Source organism: Rhizobium sp. WSM4643 (assembly GCF_025152745.1).
GTDB classification, from domain to species: domain Bacteria; phylum Pseudomonadota; class Alphaproteobacteria; order Rhizobiales; family Rhizobiaceae; genus Rhizobium; species Rhizobium leguminosarum_I.
In genome coordinates this window covers 3883996-3899403 of sequence record NZ_CP104040.1, presented here as the reverse complement: position 1 = coordinate 3899403, position 15408 = coordinate 3883996, and the positions used below count along the sequence as shown (strand labels likewise).

Genomic DNA, 15408 nt, shown 5'->3' with positions numbered 1-15408 from the left:
TGTTCTCCCTGTTATTTGCCGCCGCCGGCGATCTGGTCGCCGTCGCGGGTGAGGTAATAGGCTGCCAGGATCGGCAGGAAGGTAACGAGCACAACGACCATGGCGACCACGTTGGTGACCGGGCGCTGGCGCGGGCGGATGAGCTCTTCGAGCATCCAGATCGGCAAGGTCGATTGCTGGCCGCCGGTGAAGGTGGTGACGATGACCTCGTCGAAGGACAGCGCGAAGGCGAGCATGCCGCCGGCAAGAAGTGCGGTGCCGATATTCGGCAGGATGATATGGCGGAAGGTCTGAAAGCCGTCGGCGCCGAGATCCATCGAGGCCTCGATCAGCGAGCCTGAGGTGCGGCGGAAGCGGGCGACCGCATTGTTGTAGACGACCACGACGCAGAAAGTGGCGTGACCGAGTACGATGGTCCAGACCGAAAACGGAATATCGAACAGGCTGAAGGCGGAACGCAGCGCAATGCCGGTGATGATGCCGGGGAGCGCAATCGGCAGGATGACGAGCAGTGAGATCGCCTCGCGGCCGAAGAATTTCGTCTGGCTGACGGCTGCCGCACAGAGCGTGCCGAGCACCAGCGCGATCGCCGTCGCGATGACGGCGACCTGCACGGAAAGCCCAAGCGCCGACCAGACATCCGGCCGGTTCCAGGCGACAGTGAACCATTGCAGCGTCAGGCCAGGCGGCGGCCACTGATAGCTCTTCTCCTCCGTCGTGAAGGCGTAGACGAAGATCAAGAGGATCGGCAGGTGTAGGAAGAGCAGCCCGCCGGCCGCTGCGATCTTCAGGGGAAGCGGCGATGTCTTGAGGTCAGAGCGCATCGAAGGCCCCCTGTTTCTTGGCGAGCCAGAGATAGAGCGCCATGATGACGATCGGCACGACGGAGAAAGCGGCCGCCAGCGGCACGTTGCCGGCCGTTCCCTGCTGGGTATAGACCGCCTGGCCGATGAAGAGCCTGGACGAGCCGATGATCTGCGGGATGATATAATCGCCCAATGTCAGCGAGAAGGTGAAGATCGAGCCGGCGACGATGCCGGGCAATGCCAGCGGCAGCAGCACGGTGCGGAAGGTCTGGCGCGGCGTGGCACCGAGATCGGACGATGCCTCGATCAGGTTGCCAGGCACACGCTCGAGGGCTGCCTGTGTCGGCAGGATCATATAAGGCAGCCAGATATAGACGAAGACGATGAAGGTGCCGAGGTAGCTCACCGAGAGCGAATTGCCGCCGATAACAGGCAGGTTCAGGATACCGTCCAGCAGCCAGGAGAGATGCACCTTCTCGAAGATCCAGGTGAGGATGCCTTCCTTGGCGAGGATGAGCTTCCAGGCGTAGATCTTGACGAGATAGCTCGACCAGAGCGGCAGCATGATGCCGAGATAGAAAAGCGCCTTCCATTTGCCTTGCGCATAACGCGCTGTGTAGTAGGCGATCGGGAAAGCGATCAAGGCGGAAGCGATGGTCACCAGCGCTGCCATGACGAAAGTGCGGATGATGATGTCGAAATTCGTCGGGTTTAGAAGCTGCGCATAGGTCGAAAGGGTGAATTCGTAATTCACCAGGCCTGAGAAATCGTCGATCGAAAAGAAACTCTGCAGAAGCAGGGCGAGCAGCGAACCGATATAGATGATGGCGAGCCAAAGCAGCGGCGGCGTCAGCATCAGGAAGAGCAGCAGTTTCGGATGCCGCCAGAAGACATCGGACAGCCGGCCGAAGAGGCCGCCGCGCCCCGGAAGAATCGATGTCGCCTCATTGGAGGTGATGAAGATCGCCGTCATGCCGCGTCATCCATGTAGTGGATATCGCCGGGCTGCCAAGCAAGGCGTATGCCGGCGCCGATGACAGGCACATCTGCGCCCGCCGGCAGCATCACATGCAGCCGCACCCCCCGGAGGCCAACGGTGAGGCGCGTGGCTGCGCCGAGGAAGCTCGCATTGTCGACCTGCGCCTCGACGCCGTCGCCTGCCAGCCGGATTGCTTCGGGACGAAGGCTTGCCCAGCGTCTTTCGCCGCCGAACGAGGCCATCAGATCAGGCGCGATGACGTTCGACGAGCCGACGAAATCGGCGACGAAGCGGTTCTTCGGGCGGCGGTAGATATCCTGCGGCGTGCCCTCCTGCACGATGTTGCCATCGTTGAAGACGGCGACGCGGTCGGCCATGGACAGGGCCTCGCCCTGATCGTGGGTGACAAATATGAAGGTGATGCCGAGCGCGCGCTGGAGGCTCTTCAACTCCTCCTGCATCTGTTCGCGCAGTTTCAAGTCCAGGGCGCCGAGCGGCTCGTCGAGCAGCAGCACCTTCGGCTTGTTGACGAGCGCGCGGGCCAGGGCCACGCGCTGGCGCTGGCCACCGGACAGCTGGCCGGGGCGGCGGGCGCCGTAACCCGGCAGCTTGACGAGCTCGAGGGCGTCGCCTGCTGCCTTCACCCGTTCCGCCTTGCAGATGCCCTTGACCATCAGCCCGTAGGCGACATTGTCGAGGATGTTCAGATGCGGGAAGAGCGCATAGTCCTGGAATACGGTGTTGACGTTGCGGCGATAGGGCGGGACGCCCTCGGCCGTCTCGCCGAAGATCTGGATATGGCCCGATGTCGGCTGTTCGAAGCCGGCTATCAATCGCAAGCACGTCGTCTTGCCCGAGCCGGAGGGGCCAAGCATCGCGAAGAACTCGCCCGGCGCAATCTCGAGATCGACGCCGTCGACGGCGCGAACCTGACCGAAATGGCGCGATACCTGCTGGAAACGGACGGCTGACGTCATTGGGGGCTCCGGCTTCTTTGCTTTTAGAAAGGCTGCGGTCTTGGTTCATATGACCCCGCCCCAAACCCCTCCCCACGAGGGGAAGGGGCTTAATCTGCCGTACCCCTTTCGCAAATACCTTGGTGTTTCGGCAGGAATTCGGCGGTGCCACTCGGAGCCCCTCCCTTGTGGGGAGGGGTTGGGAAGGGGTCTCACGCTACAACGGTCATCTCGGTGAGGACGTAAATTACCGCCCGCCGATCACGCCGATATAATCCGACACCCAACGATGGTACGGCACGCATTCGCTCTGGGTGGCGCATTTGGCGACCGGGGTCTTCCAGAACTTGATCTTGTCGAAGTGATCGAAGCCGTTGGTGGCGCAGCCGGCATCGCCCATCAGTTCGTTGCCCTTGCAGGCGGCGGGAACGGAGGGAACGGCGCCGAACCAGGCGGCGGCGTCGCCCTGGACCTTGGCCTTCAGCGAATGTTCCATCCACATATAGGCGCAGTTCGGATGCTCGCTGTCGGCGTGCAGCATGGTGGTATCGGCCCAGCCGGTCACGCCTTCATCCGGGAAGGTGGAGGCGATCTTCTGCTTGTCGGCCTGCAGCAGGTTCACCTGGAAGGGCCAGGAGCCGGAAGCGACGACGCCTTCGTTCTTGAAATCGTCGATCTGGATCATCGCGTCGTGCCAGTAGCGCGAGACGAGCTTGCGCTGGCCGCGCAAGAGGTCGAGGGCGGCCTTGTACTGGTCCTCGTTCAGCTCGTAGGGGTCCTTGATGCCGAGATCCGGCTTATGGGCCATCAGATACATCGCGGCGTCGGCAATGTAGATTGCGCCGTCATAGGCCTGGACGCGGCCCTTGTTCGACTTGCCGTCGGGCAGCGTCTGCTCTTCGAAGACGACATTCCAGCTGGTCGGCGCCTTGTCCTTGAAGGCGTCGGTATTGTACATCAGCACGTTCGGCCCCCAGAGATAGGGCACGCCGTAATGCACGCCGCCGACCGTGTACCACGGGCCGTTCTGCAGGCGCTCGTCGACGGTCTTGAAGCTCGGGATCAGATCGGTGTTGATCGGCTGGACACGTTTGCCGGCGATGAGGCGGAGCGAGGCGTCGCCCGATGCGGTGACGAGATCGAAGCCGCCCTCGTTCATCAGCGATACCATTTCATCGGAGGTGGCGGCGGTCTTGACGGAGACCTTGCAGCCGGTCTCCTTTTCGAAATCGGTGACCCAGTCGTAATTCTTATCGGTTTCGCCGCGCTCGATATAGCCGGCCCAGGCCACGATGCTGACTGCACCTTCGCCCTTGCCCAAGGCCTTCAGCGGTTCGGCGGCGATTCCCTGTGTCGCGAAGCTCAGGCAGGCGAGCGCTGCCGTGCAGGATTTCAACAGATTCGTCATCATCCGTCTCCCGGTTTGCCACTTCTGTGGCGGTTTGTTCCCAGGTGAAAAGGTGACGCGAAAAAGCCGCTTTCGCAAATTCATTTATCAGAAGGGCGATATCGGAAATTCCGATATCAGCGGATGCGACCGGATCTTAAGCTCTCGGCGATACCGACGAAATCGCGCGCCGCCTGCGGCAGGCTGGAGCCTTTGCGCCAGACCATGCCGACCTGAACGACCGGCAGCGATCCGGAGACGTCGCGGCTCTCGATGCGGTCGCCTTCCAGCGACCATGGACGGTAGACAAGATCGGGAAGCAGCGCCACGCCGGCGCCTGTCGCAACCAGGCTGCGCACCGCCTCCACCGAGCGGGTGCGGAAGGCGACATGCGGGCGGGCGCCGAGGGCTGAGAGCAGCTTGCCGGTATTCTCCTCGATTTCGTCGACCGTCAGCATGATCAGCGGTTCGCGGGCGATATCGGCGACCGAGATGATGTCGGCCGACACCAGTGGATGGCCCATCGGCAGCCATAGTCGATAGGGCGAGGTCTCCAAGATTTCCGCCTGCAGCGCCATGCGGTCGCGCAGGTTTGATATCACCATCACGGCGACATCCAATTCGCCGCCGACCAGCAGATGTTCGAGATAACCGCCATTGTCCTCGATAGCGCTGACCTCGATGCCCGGACAGGCGCGGCGGTATCGCGCCAGCAGGTCGGAGAGCACGTAGCCGGCGACAAGCGAGGTAACGCCGATGTTCAGCGTGCCGGAAAGAGCGCTTTGCTGGCCGGAAAAGCTGGTCCGAGCATCGGAGACAGAGGCGAGGATCTTCGTCGCGTGACGCAGGAATTGGTGGCCGTTATGGGTGATCGTCAGGCCGCGCGGATGGCGCTCGAACAGCTCGACGCCGAGGTCGGTTTCGAGCTCCTTCAGTGCTTCCGTCACCGAGGATTGCGAGATCGAAAGATTCTGCGCGGCTCGCGTCACCGAACCCTGTTCGGCGACGGCGACGAAATATTGAACCTGGCGAAGCGTGAAGGCCATGGGCGTTTAGAGCATGGCGGAACAGGCTGTGGCAAGCGGCCGGAAAAAGCGGACCTTTTTTGGTGTTTTCCCAAAATGGGTCAGGCTTCGCATGCCCACTTAAACTTTCGGAAACGTCATTTCCTTAGCGTTCTTAGCACTTGTCCTGCGTTGGAGTTTCAGATGGCGGAGCAGTTGGCGTGAAGGCCTTACTGCGCATCTTCCGGCCTTCCCGGAAATTGGCAATCATCATCGGTGGAGTCGCTCTTCTCATGGGCGTGTCCGGCGGTGCGGCGGTCTATGTCGGCAAGGACAGGCTGATCGGTGCAACTGATGGTGGCTACGGGCTCGAATGCAGCGACGTCAACCTGGTGACGATCCGGAAGCAGGACCACGTCTGGGTGCGGAAATACATCAAGACCGAACCGACCGATGGGATGACCCGCGTCAAGACCGCGCTTCGGGTCGCCCAAGCCGTTTATGCCGCGCAGAAGCCGGATCTGGTCCAGGTGGTGGTGCTCGACGAGAACGGCCCGACGTTGCGTGCCGACATTCGCGGCCGCGCGATCGGCGCCGATGTCGTCTATATCCCGCATCCCGACAAGACCGTTCCCGGCCTCGACGACAAGTCCTATACAGCGCGCTACTATGACGGCAAGGCCAGCGAAAACGGACTGTTCTTTGGCGAGCGGATAGAGATGCCGTTTGACGAGATCGTCATGATCAGCGCCGCTTTCAAGGATCCCGAGGATTGCGTCGACCCGGTCGCGGTTGCTTCCACAAAGGGTGAGGGCAAGGCAGCCGGCGGGCACGGCGTAGCGCCCAAGGATGCAGCCACTCCAGCAAAAGCCGCTGCCGAAGAGGCGCCGCCAGCCAAGAGCGGGCACTAGACCCAAAAAGCATCAGGCGGCAGGCCTGATATTTTCTCTTATCAGCGAGGCGTCGCGCGCCGGCGGCTGGCCAAAGAAGCGTGCATATTCCCTGGTGAATTGGGAAGCGCTTTCGTAGCCCACGGAATAGGCGACGGAGGATGCATTTCCGGATTGGGAAATCAGAAGCTGGCGGGCCTGCAACAGGCGGATGCGCTTTTGGAACTGGATCGGGCTCATCGCCGTCACAGCTTTGAAATGGCGATGAAAGGCCGAGACGCTCATGGCGGTGAGGGCGGCGAGTTTTTCGACCTCGACCGCTTCCGAATAGTGTTCGCGAACCCAGCGGATGGCGAGCCGTATCCGCGACAGGGCGCTATCAGGTGCTGCGATATCGCGCAGCATCCAGCCCTGCGGTCCCTGCAGCACGCGATAGAGGATTTCGCGTTCGTAGGCCGGGGCAAGGGCAGGGACATCCTGTGGGCGCTCCATGAGCTGCAGCATCCTCAGCCAGGCACCCAGAAGTTCCGGCGTCATGCGACAGACGGAATAGCCGCCGGTTTGTCCCTCCTGATAGGATTGCGGCGGAAGATCCAGGAGAAGCGCTGCGACCCTTGCCGGATCGAGCGATAGGCTGACGCCGATATAGGGCCGGTCGGGACCTGCCTGCTGCACCATGCCCGTCGCCGGCACATCGATCGATATCACGAAGTAGCTCGCTGGATCGTAATAATAGTCTTGCCCGGCGATCGTCAGCGTCTTGCTGCCATCAAGGATCAGGTTGACCATCGGCTCATAGACGGCGCCAAGCTTGTGTTCGGGGATCTCGCCCTTGACCATCAGGATGCCGGGGATGCCGGTTTCCGTCGGGCGGTTTTCAGCATGGGCCGTCAAGCGGCGCATCTCTTCGAGCATCGTTTGCATGGCGAAATCCTGGACCAGCAAATGATGGGACGCAAGGCAAAAGCAGGAATAGGCAAGAACGAGGCAGTTTCCGGCGGAGTGCAGGCCGGCTGTTTCCCATAGCTTCCGGCCATCGAAGCAAAAGGAGACAGAGATGAAAATCGCAATCATTACCGGCGGCAGCCGTGGCATTGGTCAATCGGCAGCGCAGGAATGCTCAAGGCGCGGCATGGGTGTCATCCTCACCTACAACAGCCACAAGCCAGGTGCGGATGACGTCATCGCCGAGATCAAGGCAGAAGGTGGTCAAGCCGTTGCGCTTGCCCTCGATGTCGGTGATGCCGACAGCTTTCCGGCCTTCGTGACAGAGGTGAAACGGCTGCTTTCCACTTATTGGGGCCGGAATACGTTTGACTGCCTCGTCAACAATGCCGGTTTCGGCATGTTCAATCTCATGGAGACGGTGACGACAGGCCAGTTCGACGCTCTGATGAATGTCCACCTGAAAGGGCCGTTCTTCCTGACGCAGGCCTTGCTGCCGCTGATGGTCGATGGCGGCGTGATCCTCAATGTAACAAGCGCTTCGGTTCGCGTCGCAACAGCAGGTGTCGCGCCCTATGCAGCCCTCAAGTCCGGACTTGAAACGTTGACCCGCTATCAGGCGAAGGAGTTCGGCGATCGCAGGATCCGCGCCAATGCTATCTCGCCCGGTCCCATCCGCACCATTCTTGCCGACGCTGCGCTGGACAAGAACCCGGAGTTCGCCGCATTGCTTGCCTCACAGACGGCTCTCGGCCGTATCGGCGAAGCCGAGGATGTCGGCCGCGTCATCGCCATGCTCGCGTCCGACGACGGTGCATGGATCAATGCGCAGACAATCGAAGTCGCCGGCGGCTACATGATCTAAGTGTGAAGACGAACGCGGTCATTCACAAGCCAATGAAATAAGGTCATTCCGTGATCGACCAATCCACTGTGTCTTCGTCCGTCGGCTGAGTTTTCGCTAGAGCACTTCCGTTTTTCTTCGAATCACGGAAGTGCTCTATCTCTTTGTGTTCACGCAATTCCGGACGCAAGACCGCTGCGCACTTTTGCTGAAGTTGCTCTAGCCTGCCTAAAACAAAACGGAGCGTCCTTTCGGGCGCTCCGTTTTTTCAGTTAAAGAATGTGGTTCTCAGTCGGCTTTGTTGCGGCGGGCCGGGAAGAGAATGACGTCGCGGATCGACGGCGCATTGGTCAGAAGCATGATGAGACGGTCGACGCCAATGCCGAGGCCACCTGCCGGCGGCATGCCCTGGTCGATGGCGTCGAGGAATTCCTCGTCCAGCTGCTTTTCCTTTTCGCCGCGGGCATGCGCCAGTTCGAGCTGCTCGACCATGCGGCGGCGCTGCTCCTCGGGATCGTTCAGCTCCGAGAAGGCGTTGCCGAGTTCCCAGGCGTTGCAATAGGTCTCGAAGCGCTCGACCAGGCGCGGCTCGCCCGGCACTTCCTTGGCGAAGGGCGAAATGTCCTTCGGGAAATGCGTGACATGCGACGGCTGGATCAGCGTGGATTCGACCTTTTCCTCGAAGATGAAGGCGAGGCATTCGCCCCAGGTCCAATCCTTCTCGACCGCAAAGCCGGCAGCCTTGGCGGCGGCGCGCGCCTGTTCATCGGTCTTGATGGCGAGGAAGTCGATGCCGGTCGCTTCCTTGACGGCATCCGGCATCGGAACGCGCTTGAACGGACCCTTGAAGGACATGGTCTTGTCGCCGAAGGGGAATTCCGTCGCACCGTGAATGGAGAGCGCTAAATTCTCGAACAGCCGCTCGACGAGGTCCATGATGTCCTCATAATCGGCATAGGCCCAGTAACACTCCATCATGGTGAATTCGGGATTGTGCCGGGTGGAGACGCCTTCGTTGCGGAAGTTCCGGTTGATCTCGAAGACCTTGTCGGTCAGCCCCGAGACCAGCGTGCGCTTGAGGAACAGTTCCGGCGCGATGCGCAGGTACATGTCGAGTTTCAGCGTGTTGTGATGGGTCTTGAACGGCTCGGCGGTGGCGCCGCCATAGACCGAATGCAGCATCGGCGTCTCGACTTCCATGAAGCCGTCATTTTCCATGAAGCGGCGGATGCCGGACAGGATCTTCGAGCGCTGCTGGAAGCGGAGTTTCGAATCCTCGTTGGTCATGATGTCGAGATGGCGCTTGCGATAACGCAGTTCGATGTCGGAGAGACCGTGCCACTTCTCGGGCATCGGTAAGAGCGACTTCGTTAGCATGGTGATCGTCTGCGCGTTGATCGTCAGCTCGCCCCGCTTGGTGCGGCGCACGATACCGGTGACGCCGATGATGTCGCCGATGTCGATCATCGGCAGCAGGGCGCGGGCTTCTTCCGGGGTCGTGTCCTTGTGACTGAAAATCTGGATCTTGCCGCCGGCATCGTGGATGTCCATGAACATGCCGGAGTTGCGCGACGAGTATACGCGGCCGGCGACGGTGACGACATCCTGCGTCTCGACGTCAGGTTCCAGATTCTCGTATTTCGCGATGAGCTCGGCATTGGTCATCGTGCGGTGGAAATGCGCCGGATAGACCTCGCCGATCTGCTCGCGCAGCAGCTTCAGCTTCTGGGCGCGCACTTCCGTGGCGTCGGAGGAAAGGGTGTTTTCGGTCTTGTTGTCAGCCACTGTCGAAATCCTCTGACTGTTCTTACTTCGAGCCGACGAGGGCGGCGACCGCCTGCGAGGCGAGCTTCAGGCGCTGACGCACGACGGACCGGCCAAGCATCGCCATGGAATCGAAGAGCGGCAAGGAACGCGACGAGCCGGATACGGCGACGAAGAGCGGCGAGACCACGACCTTCAGCTTCTTGCCCATGCGGTCGGCGATTGCGCGCAGCTCCGCCTCGATCGTCTCGACGTTCCATTCCAGGATTTTTTCGAGATCTGGCTGAACGGTGTTGAGGATCTCCAGGATCTCTTCCGGCGGTGACTTGATCTTGGCGAAGTCGGAAGGCTGCAGGCCAAGATCGGACTTCAGCAGGAACCCGGCAAGATCGGGCAACTCGCCGAGCTTGGAAATGCGCGTCTGCGACAGGCGCAGACCTTCCTTCAGGCGGTCGTTTTCCATCGCCCAGGTCAGTACACGGGCTTGGAATTCCTCTTCTGAGAGCTTCTCGCGGATCCAGCGGCCATTCAGCCAATCGAGCTTCTGAATGTCGAAGATCGCACCGGCCTTGGAGAGGTTTTCCGGATCGAACTTCTCGGACAGTTCGTTGATGTCAAGCAGCTCTTCGCCTTCGGCGATCTGGATGAAGAACAGGCCGAGGAAGTTCATCAGCGCTTCCGGGATATAGCCGAGCGCGGAGTAATAGGAGATTGAGGTCGGGTTCTTGCGCTTCGACAGCTTCGACTTGTCGGCATTGCGCATCAGCGACAGATGCATGAAGACCGGCTCGTCCCAGCCGAAATAGCGATAGAGCAGGATGTGCTTCGGCACCGAAGCCAGCCATTCCTCGCCGCGCGCCACATGGGTGATCTTCATCAGATGGTCGTCGATGACGTTGGCCATGTGATAAGTCGGCATGCCATCAGCCTTGACGAGCACTTGCATGTCGACGGAATCCCAGGGGATGCTGACGTCGCCGTAGACGCCGTCCGTGAAGTCGCAGGAGCCTTCGGCCGGGATCTTCATGCGGATGACGGTCGTCTCGCCGGCGGCCATGCGCGAGGTGACTTCCTCGGCCGTGAGGTTGAGGCAGAGACCATCATACTTCGGCGGCTTGCCGGCGGCGCGCTGAGTTTCGCGCATCTGCTCCAGCCGCGCGGGCGTGCAGAAACAGCGGAAGGCATGGCCCTTGTCCAGCAATTCTTGCCCGTAAGGCTGGTACATTTCCTTGCGGTCGGATTGGCGATATGGGCCGTAGGGGCCGCCGATATCAGGGCCTTCCTTCCATTCTAGCCCGCACCATTTCAGTGCGTCCAACACCTTCGTTTCGAATTCCGGGGTCGAGCGCGTCGCATCGGTATCCTCGATGCGCAGGATGAACTCGCCACCGTGCTTCTTGGCGAAAAGGTAGTTGAAAAGAGCGATGTAAGCGGTGCCGACATGCGGCTCGCCTGTCGGCGAGGGAGCGATGCGGACGCGGACGCCGGTAGCTGTCCCGGAAACTGTCATTGTGTGTGCCCGTCAATAAGTACCGGACGGCTTTCATGGGGAAAGCGACGTGCGGCCGGAAGGATGCAGATATCTTCATCGGCAAACCGGCCGGAAAAGGGCATGCGCCCGCACCATCCGCCGATCGTCCGTTCGGCTGGCCTTAGGCCATATTCAACCGGTCGCGTCAAGAAAAACCACGCCTGCAAAGGCCTTGATGGCGGTGTGTGAGGGCGCGCCGGTTCCGCCGCGCCCTCCTGCCCAGCCTCAATGCGCAGCGTCGCGTTTGCGTTTGCGGGCGTTGCGCGCGAACATGTTCAGCACCTCGACCAGCGCCGAGAAGGCCATGGCGGCGTAAACGTAGCCCTTCGGCACATGGAAGCCCATGCCTTCGGCGATCAGCGTCGTGCCGATCATCAGCAGGAAGGCGAGCGCCAGCATGACAATCGTCGGGTTCCTCTCGATGAAGTTGGCAAGCGGGGTCGCGGCAACAAGCATGACGGTGACGGCGGCGACGACGGCGACCACCATGATCGGCAGATGCGGCGTCATGCCGACGGCGGTGATGATGCTGTCGACGGAGAAGACGAGGTCGAGCAACAGGATCTGGCCGATGGCCGATGCAAAGCCTGTCGTGACGGATTTCGCGATGAAATCCTCCTGATGATCGATCGGATCGACGGTGTGATGGATTTCCTTGGTGGCCTTCCAGACGAGGAACAGACCACCGGCAATCAGGATCAGATCCTTCCAGGAGAAGCCGTGGCCGAAGGCTTCAAACAGCGGTTCGGTCAGCTGCACGATCCAGGCGACGGTGCCGAGCAGGGCGAGGCGCATGACGAGCGCAAGACCGATGCCGGTCTTGCGCGCCTTCTCCCGGTGCTCGGGCGGCAGTTTGTTGGTGAGAATGGAAATGAAGATCAGGTTGTCGATCCCGAGAACGACTTCCATCACCACCAGCGTGATGAGCGCCACCCAGGCGGCCGGATCCTGAATGAGCGTCATGATTTCCTGCATCAGCGTATATCCCCTTCGCGTCACATACGTGAATGACGCTCGCAATGTAATGTTGCCGGCCTGCCAGGCAAGCGCCGCAAGGGGTATACGAAACCGATGTGACTTTTATTCCCTACAACAGGATGATTTAAGGCCGGGTCGGCCTTAAATTTGAATCCTGTTCTAAATTAAAGAGTTAGAGCATGACGTCCGAAAACCGCTCGCACTTTTCGGCATCATGCTGTGATCGGCAACCAGATTTCGGTGACGCCCATGCCGGTGTAGGGGTCGAAGCGCTCGTCGTAGCGTTCGAACATGTCGGGTGTCTCGCCGTGCTCCAGGCCTGAGGTCGGCCACCATGCGCCAAAAATCCGGTTCATCGTCGCCGGAATGCCGGAGACATGGCCGCGATGAGCAAAGACGACGTAGCGCTGGCCCGGTAGCTTGAGCGTTGCAAAATCCGCCGGCAGATCGCCGGCATCGGAAATTTCGACCGCAGCCATATAGCGGAATTTCTCCACTTCGCCGTCGATATGGGTACAGATGCCGTAGGCGACATTGCCTTTCTGGCCGGAGATATGTCCGAAATGGGCATTGAATTTCTGCCAGAGAGAGGGGATGGCGGCATTGCCGCCATAGGGGTAGGTCTCCTGCAAGCCGGCAAACAGCATCGGCTGGAGGGTTTCGAAGCGGGGCGGTTCGAGGTCGCTGAGGTGGGCGGGGTCCATTCTGATCGGCTCCAGCAAGACAAGGTTACGAGCGTGCCCCTGTCTGCGCACCGCATCCGGCGTCATGCCGAACTGGTCGCGGAAGGCACGGGTGAAAGCCTCGTGCGAGCCGTAGCCCGCACAAAGCGCAACCTCGAGAATGGTGGATGAACCGCCGACCAGTGTGGGCACGGCGCGGCTGAGGCGGCGCCCTCTTATATAGCTGCTGATCGAGTGGCCGGTGACGAGCCCGAAGACGCGCGACAGATGGTAGCGCGACAATCCGGCTGCATCCGATATCTCTTCCAGCGATATATCGCTTTCGAAATGGCTCTCGATGAACCAGATCGCCCGTCCAACGGCGGTCATCCTCATTCTCCTGATTGCAGCTTCTTTCTTAGAGGAAGGCCGGCAGCCGGATTTGATCGCTGTTGCGGGATTTTGGCCGATGAAGCGCGACGGTCAAGAGTGCGGTCGGGCGGCCTCGTGCCGGGGCGCGCCGTAGGCGGCCATGAAGACCCGGATCGCGCCGCGGATGACGCGCTCGATTTCGTCGCGCGGCGGCGGCTCTTCCATGCTTCCGAACAGGCGGAGTTTGAAGAAACTGCCGCTGGCGAGATCGAGGAACTGGCCGGCGGCAAGATCGATGTCGTCGATCTCGAGTGTGCCTTCGGCGATGTGCCGTTCCAGGAAGTCGCGCATGATGGTGCGCAGGTTTTCCGGGCCCCTGAAGAAGCGTTGACAGAGCACCGGCATACGGTCGCGAACGCCGAGAACGGTGCGCATCGCGCTGATGACCTTTTCATCGGTCATATGAGTGACGAAGCTTATCCCAAATTCGTACAGGCCGGCCTCGGGATCGTCATGTTCGGCAAGCGCCGTGCGCACGGCCGCCACGAAGGCGGCGCGCTCGGTCTCGATCATCGCCGAAAACAGTTCTTCCTTGTTGGTGAAATAGACGTAGAGCGTTCCCTTTGAGACTCCGGCCTCGCGCGTCACGTCGTTCATGCTGGCGGCGTCGAAACCCATCTTCATGAAGACACGCTTGGCGCCGGCGAGGATCTGCTGGCGCTTGGCCGGATCTTCGCCTGCGGCAAATCGGCCTCCGGCAGCGGGAGGACTGAATACGGCGGCGTGGTCGGGTTTCAGCGTCATGTCCTCTTAACCGTGTTGACGGTTTCGCATTTTCTTTAAAGAAATCGAACCGATTGGTTCTATACATCTTGATATGACGATAAAACAGGTTTAAGTCAACTGAACCGAACCGTTCAGTTCGATTATTTACTCCAAGATCGGTAAAGTGGCCATGTCGAGCAACCAGAAGAGCAATGTCGCGCGGATCGTCAGCGAAAACGCCGAGACCGAAGAGCTAAAGGCCGAGGTCGCTGCCGTTGCAGAAGCTCCAGTGGCGGAAGCTCGCGAAGTGCCGTCTGCCCCCGCGCAGTTGGCGCCGGCTTCGGTCGCCGCACCCGCAACTGCGAAGAAGCGCCGTAGCCCGGTGCTACCGATCGTCGTGCTCGCCCTTCTCGCAGGCGGCGGCTGGTATGGTTACGAATGGTGGACGAACGGCCGCTTCATGGTGTCGACCGACGACGCCTATATCGAAGGCGATATCGCAACGATTTCGCCGAAGGTCACGGGCTACGTCGCGAAGGTGAACGTCGTCGCCAACCAGGAAGTCAAAGCGGGCGACGTGCTTGCCACGCTTGATAATGGCGACTATCAGAACGCCCTCGACTTGGCCCAGGCACAGATCGTCACCGAACAGCTTTCGCTACAGCGTATCGACGCGCAGATCGAAGGCGCGAATGCGAGCCTCGTGCAGGCGCAGGCGCAGAAGGTGGCACTCGAAGCGGCCGTTCGCGGTGCCGAGATTACTCAGAAGCGCCAGAGCGACCTTCATGCGAAGTCGGTCGGGACCGCCGCCGATCTCGACAACGCCAATATCGCCCTCGACCAGGCCAAAGCCAATCTTGCCGGCGGCGACGCCAACATCACCGCTGCGCAGGCCAACATCACCATTCTCCAGGCTCAGCGCAAGGAAGCCGAAGGCTCGGTCCGTTCGCTTGAGATCTCGCGCGACAAGGCCGTCCGCGACCTTTCCTTCACCGTGCTCAAGGCGCCTTATGACGGCATTGTCGGCAACCGCTCCGTCCAGGAAGGCGACCTCGTCTCCCCCGGCCAGCGCCTGATGGCGCTCGTTCCGGTGCGCCAACTCTATATCGATGCCAATTTCAAGGAAACGCAGATCCAGCATCTGGTGCCGGGCTCGAAAGTCAACGTCCATGTCGATGCCTATAGCGATCATCCGATCGTCGGCACCGTCGCATCGATCTCACCGGCTTCCGGCTCGGTCTTTTCGATGCTGCCGCCGGAAAACGCCACGGGCAATTTCACCAAGGTGATCCAGCGGGTACCAGTGCGCATCGCGCTGCCGCAGGATGCGCTCGATAGCGGGCGTCTGCGCGCGGGCCTGAGCGTCGTCGTCGACGTCGACACCCGTACGGCGCCGAGCAAGTAAGCCTTCAGAGCAATTCCAGCAAATGTGTGCAGCGGTTTTGCGTCCGGAATTGCGTGAAAACAAAGAGATAGAGCAATTCCATGCTTCGAAGAAAAACGGAATTGCTCTGGAAAAGGCGGA

At 60.7% G+C, this 15408-nt stretch carries 14 protein-coding genes; 3 read left to right on the top strand and 11 right to left on the bottom strand.

Going from position 1 to position 15408, the window contains the following annotated elements:
- Positions 1–11 precede the first annotated feature (11 nt).
- From N1937_RS19320 to N1937_RS19300, 5 genes are all read right to left on the bottom strand, one after another.
- Positions 12–824, bottom strand: a complete 813-nt coding sequence (locus tag N1937_RS19320; RefSeq protein ID WP_222294234.1) for an ABC transporter permease — start codon at positions 822–824, stop codon at positions 12–14.
- Positions 814–1779 carry an ABC transporter permease gene (locus N1937_RS19315; RefSeq protein ID WP_162119101.1) on the bottom strand — a complete coding sequence of 322 codons (966 nt, stop codon included), beginning with the start codon at positions 1777–1779 and terminating at the stop codon, positions 814–816. The genes N1937_RS19320 and N1937_RS19315 overlap by 11 nt, the downstream gene beginning before the upstream one ends.
- Entirely contained in the window at positions 1776–2762 is a 987-nt protein-coding gene (locus tag N1937_RS19310) for an ABC transporter ATP-binding protein (protein ID WP_260056775.1), read from the bottom strand. Before N1937_RS19310 ends, N1937_RS19315 begins: the two co-directional genes overlap by 4 nt.
- 226 nt (positions 2763–2988) lie before the next feature.
- Complete coding sequence (locus N1937_RS19305; RefSeq protein WP_260056774.1) at positions 2989–4149, bottom strand: ABC transporter substrate-binding protein; 1161 nt, start codon at positions 4147–4149, stop codon at positions 2989–2991.
- A 116-nt stretch (positions 4150–4265) separates the two neighbouring features.
- Positions 4266–5174: a LysR family transcriptional regulator gene (locus N1937_RS19300; RefSeq protein ID WP_003566676.1), complete on the bottom strand. Its 909-nt coding sequence runs from the start codon at positions 5172–5174 to the stop codon at positions 4266–4268.
- Between the two features lie 179 nt (positions 5175–5353).
- Here N1937_RS19300 and N1937_RS19295 point away from each other — a divergent pair, with 179 nt between their 5' ends.
- The gene (locus tag N1937_RS19295; protein WP_260056773.1) at positions 5354–6043 is read left to right on the top strand and encodes a hypothetical protein; all 690 of its coding nucleotides are present in this window, start codon (positions 5354–5356) and stop codon (positions 6041–6043) included.
- Positions 6044–6055: 12 nt separating this feature from the next.
- Here the strand turns inward: N1937_RS19295 and N1937_RS19290 are convergent, their stop codons facing one another.
- Positions 6056–6946 (bottom strand): AraC family transcriptional regulator, encoded by an 891-nt coding sequence (locus N1937_RS19290; RefSeq protein ID WP_162119380.1) that lies wholly within the window; start codon positions 6944–6946, stop codon positions 6056–6058.
- A 133-nt stretch (positions 6947–7079) separates the two neighbouring features.
- On the opposite strand from N1937_RS19290, the gene N1937_RS19285 reads away from it, so the two are divergent.
- Entirely contained in the window at positions 7080–7832 is a 753-nt protein-coding gene (locus N1937_RS19285) for an SDR family NAD(P)-dependent oxidoreductase (protein ID WP_260056772.1), read from the top strand.
- 267 nt (positions 7833–8099) lie between these two features.
- Here N1937_RS19285 and lysS read toward each other — a convergent pair whose 3' ends face one another.
- From lysS to N1937_RS19260, 5 genes are all read right to left on the bottom strand, one after another.
- The gene (gene lysS, locus N1937_RS19280; protein WP_260056771.1) at positions 8100–9596 is read right to left on the bottom strand and encodes a lysine--tRNA ligase; all 1497 of its coding nucleotides are present in this window, start codon (positions 9594–9596) and stop codon (positions 8100–8102) included.
- Between the two features lie 22 nt (positions 9597–9618).
- Positions 9619–11085 carry a glutamate--tRNA ligase gene (gene gltX, locus N1937_RS19275; RefSeq protein WP_260056770.1) on the bottom strand — a complete coding sequence of 489 codons (1467 nt, stop codon included), beginning with the start codon at positions 11083–11085 and terminating at the stop codon, positions 9619–9621.
- A 246-nt stretch (positions 11086–11331) separates the two neighbouring features.
- On the bottom strand, positions 11332–12081 hold the full coding sequence (locus tag N1937_RS19270; RefSeq protein WP_017967954.1) for a TerC family protein: 750 nt from the start codon (positions 12079–12081) through the stop codon (positions 11332–11334).
- A 215-nt stretch (positions 12082–12296) separates the two neighbouring features.
- Entirely contained in the window at positions 12297–13136 is an 840-nt protein-coding gene (locus N1937_RS19265; RefSeq protein ID WP_260056769.1) for an AraC family transcriptional regulator, read from the bottom strand.
- A 93-nt stretch (positions 13137–13229) separates the two neighbouring features.
- The gene (locus N1937_RS19260) at positions 13230–13922 is read right to left on the bottom strand and encodes a TetR/AcrR family transcriptional regulator (RefSeq protein WP_260056768.1); all 693 of its coding nucleotides are present in this window, start codon (positions 13920–13922) and stop codon (positions 13230–13232) included.
- A 151-nt stretch (positions 13923–14073) separates the two neighbouring features.
- On the opposite strand from N1937_RS19260, the gene N1937_RS19255 reads away from it, so the two are divergent.
- Positions 14074–15288: an HlyD family secretion protein gene (locus tag N1937_RS19255; protein ID WP_017967951.1), complete on the top strand. Its 1215-nt coding sequence runs from the start codon at positions 14074–14076 to the stop codon at positions 15286–15288.
- The last annotated feature ends 120 nt before the right edge of the window (positions 15289–15408 follow it).

What these genes read in the sequence shown, in the direction of transcription:
- N1937_RS19255 (WP_017967951.1), top strand. Translation starts at nt 14,074, where the DNA reads ATGTCGAGCAACCAGAAGAGCAATGTCGCGCGGATCGTCAGCGAAAAC.
- N1937_RS19310 (WP_260056775.1), bottom strand. Translation starts at nt 2,762, where the DNA reads ATGACGTCAGCCGTCCGTTTCCAGCAGGTATCGCGCCATTTCGGTCAG.
- N1937_RS19265 (WP_260056769.1), bottom strand. Translation starts at nt 13,136, where the DNA reads ATGACCGCCGTTGGACGGGCGATCTGGTTCATCGAGAGCCATTTCGAA.
- N1937_RS19300 (WP_003566676.1), bottom strand. Translation starts at nt 5,174, where the DNA reads ATGGCCTTCACGCTTCGCCAGGTTCAATATTTCGTCGCCGTCGCCGAA.
- gltX (WP_260056770.1), bottom strand. Translation starts at nt 11,085, where the DNA reads ATGACAGTTTCCGGGACAGCTACCGGCGTCCGCGTCCGCATCGCTCCC.
- N1937_RS19320 (WP_222294234.1), bottom strand. Translation starts at nt 824, where the DNA reads ATGCGCTCTGACCTCAAGACATCGCCGCTTCCCCTGAAGATCGCAGCG.
- N1937_RS19315 (WP_162119101.1), bottom strand. Translation starts at nt 1,779, where the DNA reads ATGACGGCGATCTTCATCACCTCCAATGAGGCGACATCGATTCTTCCG.
- N1937_RS19290 (WP_162119380.1), bottom strand. Translation starts at nt 6,946, where the DNA reads ATGCAAACGATGCTCGAAGAGATGCGCCGCTTGACGGCCCATGCTGAA.
- N1937_RS19305 (WP_260056774.1), bottom strand. Translation starts at nt 4,149, where the DNA reads ATGACGAATCTGTTGAAATCCTGCACGGCAGCGCTCGCCTGCCTGAGC.
- N1937_RS19260 (WP_260056768.1), bottom strand. Translation starts at nt 13,922, where the DNA reads ATGACGCTGAAACCCGACCACGCCGCCGTATTCAGTCCTCCCGCTGCC.
- N1937_RS19270 (WP_017967954.1), bottom strand. Translation starts at nt 12,081, where the DNA reads ATGCAGGAAATCATGACGCTCATTCAGGATCCGGCCGCCTGGGTGGCG.
- N1937_RS19285 (WP_260056772.1), top strand. Translation starts at nt 7,080, where the DNA reads ATGAAAATCGCAATCATTACCGGCGGCAGCCGTGGCATTGGTCAATCG.